The sequence below is a fragment of the Beijerinckia sp. L45 genome, assembly GCF_009765775.1.
GTDB lineage: Bacteria > Pseudomonadota > Alphaproteobacteria > Rhizobiales > Beijerinckiaceae > RH-AL1.
The window spans coordinates 134358-134813 of sequence record NZ_LMUU01000259.1 but is presented as its reverse complement, the minus strand read 5'-3'; the positions used below and the strand labels follow the sequence as shown (position 1 = coordinate 134813).

Annotated in this window: 1 pseudogene; it reads right to left on the bottom strand. The window is 60.7% G+C overall.

The features are described 5' to 3' along the window. Positions 1 to 456 (bottom strand): annotated as a pseudogene (locus GSQ79_RS29195) (hypothetical protein); the annotation flags it as partial.

Below are 456 nucleotides of genomic sequence, written 5' to 3'. Positions count from 1 at the left end.
CGACCTGGGCCAGGCCGTTGTGGTTCCACTCGTGATAGCCCTGCACGGCGACGGTGAGAAAGCCCGGGACGTCGAACGAGAACTGGATACCGCCGACGATGTCACGCTTGTTCGGCGCGAAGGTGGTGTTCTGGCTTTCGCCGTCGCCACCGTAGCTCAGCGAAACGTCCTTGAGGAAGCCGTAGCTGAACATCTTGGAATGGGTGACCGCATTGCCGCTCAGCGAGCCGCGATACAGCGCGTAAAGTTCCAGCGAACCCTGGCCGCTGAAGTTGAACGGCGCGTTGGCGTTCTGGGTGATCGGCGCGGCCGGATCGGCGTTGGTCGATTGCAGGAAGTCGATCGAGAAGAAGTTGGTGCCGTACTGATAAGCATCGACATGCGTCAGGTTGGCGATGTTCTTGACGAAATGCACCGCGCTTCCGGGATCGGTGGCGCTCGTCTCGATGCGATAGC